The organism is Pandoraea sp. B-6, assembly GCF_000282835.1.
GTDB lineage: Bacteria > Pseudomonadota > Gammaproteobacteria > Burkholderiales > Burkholderiaceae > Pandoraea > Pandoraea cepalis.
Genome location: NZ_KB290522.1, coordinates 45,708 through 55,279 on the forward strand (window position 1 = coordinate 45,708; position 9,572 = coordinate 55,279).

At 63.4% G+C, this 9,572-nt stretch carries 3 protein-coding genes; all 3 read left to right on the top strand.

Translation table 11 applies throughout. The features are described 5' to 3' along the window. Window positions 1-274, top strand: a 274-nt coding sequence (locus A985_RS25300; protein ID WP_198288692.1) for a DUF3331 domain-containing protein, incomplete at its 5' end; no start/stop codon positions are given. A 601-nt stretch (window positions 275-875) separates the two neighbouring features. Beyond that, on the top strand, window positions 876-2,642 hold the full coding sequence (locus tag A985_RS0112365) for a ShlB/FhaC/HecB family hemolysin secretion/activation protein (RefSeq protein ID WP_017233719.1): 1,767 nt from the start codon (window positions 876-878) through the stop codon (window positions 2,640-2,642). 114 nt (window positions 2,643-2,756) lie between these two features. Beyond that, window positions 2,757-9,572 (top strand): filamentous hemagglutinin N-terminal domain-containing protein (locus tag A985_RS0112370; protein ID WP_039830288.1); only part of this gene is annotated, 6,816 nt, incomplete at its 3' end.

Sequence of the window (9,572 nt, forward strand, 5' to 3'; positions counted from 1 at the left end):
CATCGTGCGTGTGCTGGAGATCTCCAGCGAACTGACGATCACCGTGTCGTGGAACGACGCCATGGGCGGCAACTACGGTGCGCAGATCTGGCGCATTCGCCGGGCGAATCATCCTGGTGTTTGCGCGTTGACGGGCGAGACGATCGACGTGGGCGACTTCGTCTATCGGCCGCTGTTCGGCGATGTGCCGCCGCTCAATGTCGACGCGATGATATTGGCCGAGCCCATTCGTGCCATGCGCGAATCCAGCAGCCGGGAACTCGAACCGGCATAACACCGCGACTGACAACCCCGTATGGATCGGCCGCCGGGGTATTTGGCGCGAAGTCCGCGCGCGCCTCAAACACGGTGCGCGCACACGCCACGAGCCCGACACTCGATCCTTGATTCGTCGCGGTCGACAATCTTCCTGTCCCGTTGAACGACGCTCCGCACTCAGCGGAGCTTCGCCGCCCGGCGAAGCGCACAACGCCGTTCGCCCCCCGTTCCGCGCGTCCTCCCCTCATTCCGCCCTTCGTCAACCGAACGCCGCTACCACCGCCGCCTTTCGGGCGACATTGACGACCGACGCGTTCTGACGTCGCGCCCGACGCATCCAGACTCGAAAATTCCCGACCAGAACAAGAAGTCTGTTTTTGACTTAACCATTAGTCTTGCTAACGTTTTTCGTTGAACCACCGCCGCACTACCGCGGTGAAGTCCAACGTCTCAATGCCCCCTCGTCACGTTCAGTGACATCCCACTCCGGCATCGCCGTTATCTCCCCACGCTGCGTAGATCGATTGCGCGTTGGCGCGAGTGGCTGCCGTTGATGACGATCCACACGTCGACCGTAATTCGCTCAATCCGCACTTTGAAATCGCCGCAAAGCCCTGATGCCGATCACCAAAACGAAAGCCGTGCTGCTGGCCTGTTCGCTGTTCGCGATGGCGGCGCAGGCGCAGCAAACGTCCGCCCCCCCCCCCGCCGACACGGCGGCCGCCGCCCGAACAGGCGTCGAGCAAGACCAGTTGATCCAACAACAGCGAGAGGCACAACAACGCGAGGCGGCGGTCAGCGCGCCATCGGTACGCTCAACACGTGACGATGCGCCTGCCTGGCCTGCGCTACCCAACGAGACCCCATGCTTTCGGGTCGACACATTCGTCTTTGAAATTCCGACGACATCGCAAGAGACCCTCGGGGCAACCGCTGCCGAGACGCAGTCGCTGGGCCGATTTACGTTCGCCCGGGATTGGGTCGGGCGCTATGCCGGCGCCTGCATAGGCAAGCAGGGATTGGACGCGCTTGTCAAAGGCCTGCAAAAGGTCGTCTTAAGTCGCGGCTACCTCACGACGCGCGTGCTACTGCCTGAACAGGACCTCGCGAGCGGTACGCTCCGATTCGCGTTGATCCCCGGCGTCATCCGTCAAGTGCGCTTTGCCGATCCAGCGCTGCGGGGCACGTGGAAGAGCGCCTTCCCGACGCGTGACGGCGAGTTGCTGGATCTGCGTGATCTCGAGCAGGGTCTCGAGCAGATGAAGCGCGTGTCGAATCAGGACGTCTCGATGCAAATCGTGCCGGCGGATCTGCCGGGCCAGAGCGACGTTGTGCTCGATGTAAGGCGCACCAAACCCTGGACCGTCGTGGCGTCTGTGGACAACGCCGGGTCACGCGCAACGGGTCAACTGCAAGGCAGCCTCTCGGCCGGTGTGTACAACCCGCTCGGCCTGAACGACATCTTCAATGTCGGGGTTTCACAGGATCTGCTGTTCAAAGACCACGATCTGGGCTCGCGTGGCTGGCATGGGAGCTACGCGATTCCGTGGGGCTACTGGAGCGCAACGCTCGCGGCCTACACCAGCCGCTACTACCAGCGAATTGCGGGCGTCAACGAGACGTTCATCGCAAGCGGCAACTCGAAGACGCTCGACGCCACGCTCAGCCGCGTGCTCTCCCGCAGCCAGAACCACGTGTTTGGCACCCAGCTCCGGCTGTCGCGCCAGTTCGGTCAAAGTTTCATTGAAGACATCGAGATCACACAACAGCGACGTAACAACACGCTCGTCGAGTGGGGCCTGACGGATCGGCACTATTTCGGTGCCGCGCAACTCGATGCGGCGCTTGCGTACCGGCAAGGAATCGGCGCGCTCGGTGCGCAGGATGACCTTCTCGCGGCCTCGGGAGGCCCGACTTACCGCTATCGCATGGCCGTGCTCGACGCGAACCTCGCCGTCGGCTTTGCCGTGGCGCAGCAGCCGATTCGCTACGTGACGACCTTCCACGGCCAATACACCGGCAACACGCTTTACTACATCGACAACCTTTCCATCGGCAGCCGCTACACCGTGCGGGGCTTCGACGGCGAGACGATGCTCTCGGCCGCGCGCGGATTCTATTGGCGCAACGAGCTTCAGGTGCCGCTCGGTCAGACCGGACAGTCCGTATACGCGGGACTCGATTACGGCCGGGTCTGGGGACCGCAACCCGTCGCGCAAGACGGCACACAGCTCGTCGGCGCCGTCATCGGTCTCAAAGGGAGCGTTGCCACCCGCTTTGGCGGCTACGGCTACGACGTGTTCCTGGGCACACCGATCTACAAGCCATCCGGTTTTCCCACAGCGCAAGTCACGGTCGGATTTCAACTGACCGCCCAACTTTGAGGCTTCCAGCGCATCGGGGTGGCAAGCCGATCCGCATCGCGATGACGGTATCCGCATTCCATGACCGCCTGGCGGATCCCCGCCGCGGCATTTCTCTTCAGGTCGTTCACGAAAATGAATAAGAACCTTTTCCGATTGGTGTACAGCCGGCCACGGGGCATGCTGGTGGCGGTAGCTGAAACGGTCAGCGCGGGCGCTCAGGCGGATGCCCGTCAGACACGACGCCTCGGTTCGGCCCGACAGGTTTCGCGGCGCCTCTCGTGCGTCTCGCCTTTCTCGATGCGATGCGTGGCCTTCGCCACCCTCGTGACATTGGGGGCAGTCCCCGCGCGGGTGCTGGCGCAAGTGACGGGCGCGGGTGAGCGAGCTCCTTCCGTTGTGCAGACCCCGAACGGTCTCCCGCAAATCAACATCAACACGCCCAGCGCGGCGGGCGTGTCTCAGAACACCTATTCCCAGTTCGATGTGCCGCGCGGCGGCGCGATCCTGAACAACGCGTCCGCGATGACGCAGACGCAGCAAGCCGGGATGATCAACGGCAACCCGAACCTTGGCCCGGGCCAGTCCGCGAGGATTATTCTGAATCAGGTCAACAGCACCGCGCCGAGCCAGCTGAGAGGCTTTCTAGAGGTCGCGGGCAGCCGGGCCGAAGTCATCGTGGCAAACGGGTCGGGGATCGTGGTCGATGGCGGCGGCTTCATCAACACCACGCGCGGCATTCTTACGACCGGCACACCGATCCTCGACGCCAACGGTGGGCTGCGCGGCTTTCAGGTGACGGGTGGCAGCATTGCCGTTCAGGGCGTGGGGCTGAACGCGAGCAACGTTGACCAGGTCGATCTGATCGCCCGTGCGGTGCAGGCCAATGCCGCGATCTACGGCAATGCATTGAACGTCATCACCGGCACGAACCAGGTCGATCACGACACGCTTTCGGCGAGCGCCATCAGCAGCACTGGCGCCTCCCCGGGGGTCTCGATCGACGTCAGCGCACTCGGCGGCATGTACGCCAACCGCATCATGCTGGTGGGGACGGAGAAGGGCGTCGGTGTGTCGAACGCGGGCGAGATCGCCGCGCAAGCCGGCGACCTCACGCTTACCAGTGCGGGACAGCTTGTGCAGTCCGGCAAGCTGAACGCGAGCGGCAACGTCGGCATCGACGTGGGCAGCGTTGCCAACAGCGGCACGATCTACGCAAAACAGAGCACGAGCCTCCGCGCGTCGGACATCGTCACGAACGACGGGACGCTGGCGGCGCAACGAGATCTGTCTGTCATGGCGAGCCGCCTGACATCGACCGGTACGCTGGGCGCCGGCGTGAACGGCGACGGTTCGGTCGGCAGCGGCGGCGACCTGTCGGTAGCGGCATCGGCACAGCTCAACGTGAGCGGCCTTGGCGTGGCGGGCGGCAACGCGATGTTCACGGGCGGCGGGCTCAATCTCGCGGGCAGCGAAACGTCCACAAACGGTGACCTGACGTTGATAGCCAGCATAGGCGACCTGAACCTCGCTGGCGCGACCACGCGCGCAGCGGGGCAAGTGACGGCTCAGGTCGCGGGAGCGCTGATCAACGATTACGGCACGCTCGCGGGGGCTCAAGGCGTGACGCTCAACGCGGCCTGGCTCTCCAATGCGGCGGGCAAGATTGCGTCACAAGCCATGCTCATTGCGCGGACCTCGGGGCAATTGACGAACCTGGGCGGCGAAATCGTCTCTGCAGGCACCATGCAATTGCGTGGCGGCGCCATCGCAAACGACCGCGGCACCCTGCAGAGCGGCGCTGCGCTGTCCCTTGTGGGAGATTCGCTGGACAATACGGCGGGCCGCATCACCTCCCTGAATGGCGATGGCCTGACGGTCACGGTCACGGGTGCGCTCACGAACACGATCGGCACGACCGCCACCGGTTCGCAGGGGGGCGTAATCGGCGGCAATGGTGCTGTCACGCTCATGGCGGGAAGCGTTGTGAACCAAGGCAGGGTGAGTGGGCAGACGGACCTGCAAGTCGGCACCGGGTCGCTCGATAACAGCGATGGCACGCTGCAAGCGGCGGGGAATACGACGATCGACGCCGGCACGCAACTGACCAACCACCGCGGCAATATCGTCGCCGGTCAGGCCGCGACGGTGAGTGCCGCGACACTCGACAACAGTGCTGGGACTCTGCAGGCGACACAACTGTCGCTGGGTGCCACCAATCTCGTCAATCACGCGGGCACGATCACGCAGACGGGTACCGGGTCGATGCGCGTCGCCTTCCTGGGCTTGCTTGACAATTCGGCGGGCGGCACGCTGCAGACGAATAGCGTGGATCTCACGTTGGCGCCGTCCATGCTCGATAACCACGGCGGCACGATCACGCACGCGGGCGCCGGCGCGCTCACGGTGAATGCCGGTAACGGAACCGGCACGATCTCGAATGCGGGCGGCAAGATCACCAGCAACGGGCAGGTCGTCGCGCGGGCGAGGAGCCTGGACAACGCAGCGGGTCTGATCATGGGGCAGACCGGGCTTACGGCGACGCTTGGCGGCGCGGTCGATAACGCAAACGGCAAGCTGCTGTCGAACACCGACCTGACGCTCACGAGCGACACGCTGGCGAACGATGGCGGCGAGATTGGCGCAGGCACGAACGAGACGATCCGCACCGGTTCACTGACAAACAAGGGCGGCGCCATCGTGGCGCCGAACCTGAGCTTGACGACGAACGCCACGCTGAACAACAGCGGCGGCAACGTGAAGGCGAATCAGTTGGCGTTTTCCGCGACCCACCTTCTGAATCACGGGGGAACGATCACGCATTACGGTGCCTCGCCGATGACCATCGACGTCAGGCATACGCTCGACAACTCGGCGGGCGGCACGATCCAGAGTCACGCCCAGGATCTGACGCTTGCGCCTACCCTTCTCAACAACAGCGGTGGCAAGATCCTTGCGTCCGGCACGGGACGGCTGACGATCGCGCCGGGCAACGGTGCGGGGACGCTGCTGAACGCAGGCGGCGAAATCATTGCGGGTGGGCAACTGGCGCTGAACGTCGGCAGCCTGAACAACTTGGCGGGCATGCTTGCCGCACGGGGCAACGCCACGGCGAAAGTGTCGGGTGACGTGAACAACACGCAAGGGGTCGTGCGCTCGCTCGCCTCCCTGTCCGTCATCGGCGGTGGTGCTCTCGACAATACGAACGGCCGGATCCAGTCGGGAGCCGACGGCGACGACAGCAAGCTCGCGGTGCAGGTCGCGTCCATCGACAACACTCGCGGTCTCATCGGCAATCTCGGCACGGGCGACGCGACGATTCGGGGCGGCACGCGGGTCGTCAACGGCGCCGGCGCGATCACGGGCAACGGTCGTGTGGCCCTCGGCGCCTCGACAATCTCGAACACGTTGGGCGGTCAACTGAGCGGCGCGACCGTCTCGATCGACGCCGACACGCTCGATAACACGGGCGGCGGGATCGGCAACTTGTCCGGTTCGCGCGGAGACGTGGCCATCAAGACGGCGGGTGCGCTCACGAATACCAGCGGCCAGATCGGTGCGACGAACGACCTGAACGTGACGGCGGCAACGCTTGCGGGCGGCGGCGCCTACGGTGCGGCCCACGATGTAGAGGTGAACGTCGAGGGCGACTTCGCGATGACGCCGACGTTGAAGCTGGCTGCGGGGCACGAACTTGCGATTACGCTGTCCGGCACGTTCACGAACGACACACGGGTCGAAGCGGTCGAGAACCTGAACATCACGGCGGGGGATATCGCCAACAGCGGCGCGATGATGGCTGGCGGGACACTTACGACGCACTCGAACACGCTGCAAAACACGGGCACCCTGGTGGGCGGCGACGTATCGCTCAATGCGACATCGCGACTATCGAACGTCGGTCCAACGGCGCTCATTGGCGCGACAAACAGCGAAGGGACGCTGGAACTGCTGGCGCCGATCATCGAGAACCGCGACGACATGACGGCCACCGATACGCAGGCGACCGCCGCCATTTATGGTCTTGGCCGCGTTGTCCTCGCCGGGGGCAAGGACGCGAGCGGCAACTATACCCAGGCAAAGCTGATCCGCAATCAATCGGCCCTGATCCAGTCCACACGCGAAATGGCGCTGCACGCCAATCAGGTCACGAATACGCGGCGACAGATGCAGACGTCGGGCTTCACGTCGTCGGTCTCGGCGGATCTTCTCGCCAGTCTTGGCATCAGCCTGAGCGGACGTACCGGGAAAATCAATACGCGAGATCCTAACGCTATTGGTGGTGTGTACGTCGAACCGCCGCACGGGGGTGAATGGAACAGCGACTACATCTACACGAGTTACACGGGCGCAGCCGTGGCGAATACGGTGACATCGATTAGCCCGCAAGCGCAGATCGTGTCCGGCGCGGACTTGAATGCTTCGTCGGTGGGCCTGTTCCAGAACTACTGGAGCGCGGTGTCGGCCGCAGGCGCGATCGCGGCACCGCTGACGCTCGACCAGAATAGCTGGCAAGGCCAGGTCGCTCCTGCCGTACGCGTCAGGTACTCGGGGCAGTATCACTACAACAATTACGACAATAGCAAGCACGACTGGCAATTGCCGTTCGGCGATGCTCGCTTCGTGACGATGCGTCCCGGCGGCTTCACGCAGGTGGCACCTGCAGATACTCGAACCTACGCTCTGCCCGCCTACGAATCGACCTTTGTTGCAGGCGGCACGCTGTCGGGGACGGGAGTGAGCATCGACAATACGGCTGGTAATGCAGGCGTGATGCCGCTCGGCCTTGCGGCCGGCCAGTCGGTGACTGGCGTGAACATCAGCGCGTTGGACGGCAAGGCGAGCGGTACGAGGGCGGTCACAACGTCCGTTCAGGGCAACAGGGTGCAGATCGATGCGGTCATCGCGCGGGCCACGGCGGTAAGCGTGATTGCCAACCTGACAATCCCGCAAGGGGGGTTGTTCCGGCCAGCCACCGCGCCGGACGCGACATACCTGATCGAGTCAAACCCTGCCTTTACGAACGTCAAGACGTTCCTGTCGAGTGACTACTACCTTCAGCAGATTGGGATAAATCCGCAAACGACCGCAAAGCGTCTGGGAGATGGCATGTACGAGCAGCAGCTTGTGCGAAACCAGATCACGGCGCTCACCGGCAAGGCAGTGCTCGGTCCCTACGGCGATACACAGGCGATGTATGAAGCGATGATGAACTCGGGCGCAGCCCTTGCGAAGTCGCTGAACCTGTCGTTAGGCATGAGCCTGTCTGCCGAGCAAGTCGCGGCACTCACCCGTCATGTAGTCATCATGCAAACGCAAATCGTCGATGGACAAGCCGTGCTGGTGCCGGTGGTCTATCTTGCGCAGACGGAACAGCAACAGATGAGCGGACCGCTGATCGCGGCGAACGACATCGACCTGAAGCAGGCGCAGACGTTCACCAACAGCGGTACGGTGCAGGCGACCCGCGCGCTCACCATCGATGCTACGTCCATCGACAATGCATTTGGTGGGTTGCGAAGCGACGGAGTGATGTCGCTGACGACAAAGGGCGATGTCGACTTGAGTTCGGCCACAGTGAACACCGGAAGTCTGACACTCAGCGCCGGGGGCGACCTGCTGCTGAGCACGATCACGAGCCAGGTCAGTCAGGTGAGCACCACGGGTGCCACGCGCGTCTCGACGACGCTCGGTCCCATCGCAAGTGTGACGGTAAGGGGCGATGCCGCGATCGTGACAGGTGGCAATGTCGAGCAGAACGCAGGCACGCTGAACGTGGGCGGAAACCTCGGCATGGCCATTGGCGGCAACTGGGAACTTGGCACGGTACAGACCGGCGAGCGGAAGGTCGTCGAGCGTGCGAACGGTGTATCGGATACCAACTTCAACGCGGCGACGGGGAGCGCAGTCACGGTGGGAGGCGTATCGCAGATAGGCGTGGGAGGTAATCTGACGGCCACGGGAGCGGCCCTCAACCTGAACGGAGGTGGCGCGCTGGCGGCGAAGGGCGATGTGACGTTGCGAGCGGCAGTGACGACCTCAACGTTACAAAGCAACAGCGCGGATAGCGACAGTAGCGGCAGTTACTCAGAATCGAAGCGGCAATCTGACGACGCGGTGATCGGCACAACCTTGCAAAGCGGCGACAGTCTCACGATTGCCTCAGGCAAGAATATCAACCTGGCGGGCAGCGGCATAACACTCGCCCAGGGCGCGGCAACGCTGGCGGCAGCCGGTGACATCAACATCGGTGAAATCACCGAGACGCACGAATTTCAAAGCCGGCACGACGGTAGTCGCAGTGGAGTGGTGAGCGGAAAAAGCACAACGAGTACGCTGGACATGAAAGCCACCCAAGCCAACGGCAGCCTGATTTCGGCGGACACCGTGGCGATCGCTGCGGGCAACGATTTGAGCGTTCGGGGGAGCACGATTGTCGGAAACAAGGATGTCGTCCTACAGGCGGGTCACGATTTACGGATCGATTCGACGCAGAGCGTTAGCGAGACCCGTTCATTCCACGAGGAGACGAGCACGGGTCTGGGTTCGTCAGGTGGTGTAGGGATTTCGTACGGCACTAATGAGCAGAAGGACTGGGCCAACGACAGCAGCGTGACCCAAACGGGTAGCCTTATCGGCAGCGTTAGCGGTAACGTCAGTATGGCGGCCGGCAATGACTTGCTGGTTCGTGGCAGCGAAATCGTCGCGGGTGGGAACATAACGGGCATCGGGCAAAACGTCACCGTCGAATCCGCGCTCAATCGTGAGCATCACGACGAAACGCACGAGATGAAGAGCTCTGGCTTCACGTTGGCGGTTAAGTCGCCGGTGATCGACGCGATACAGAACGTTGCTGGGCAGGTGCGCGCGGCGGCGGATTCCGGCGGCGATACGCGTGTTTCGGCGTTGCGCGGTTACGCTGCGGCCAGTGGCGCCGTCGGCGCGCTTGGC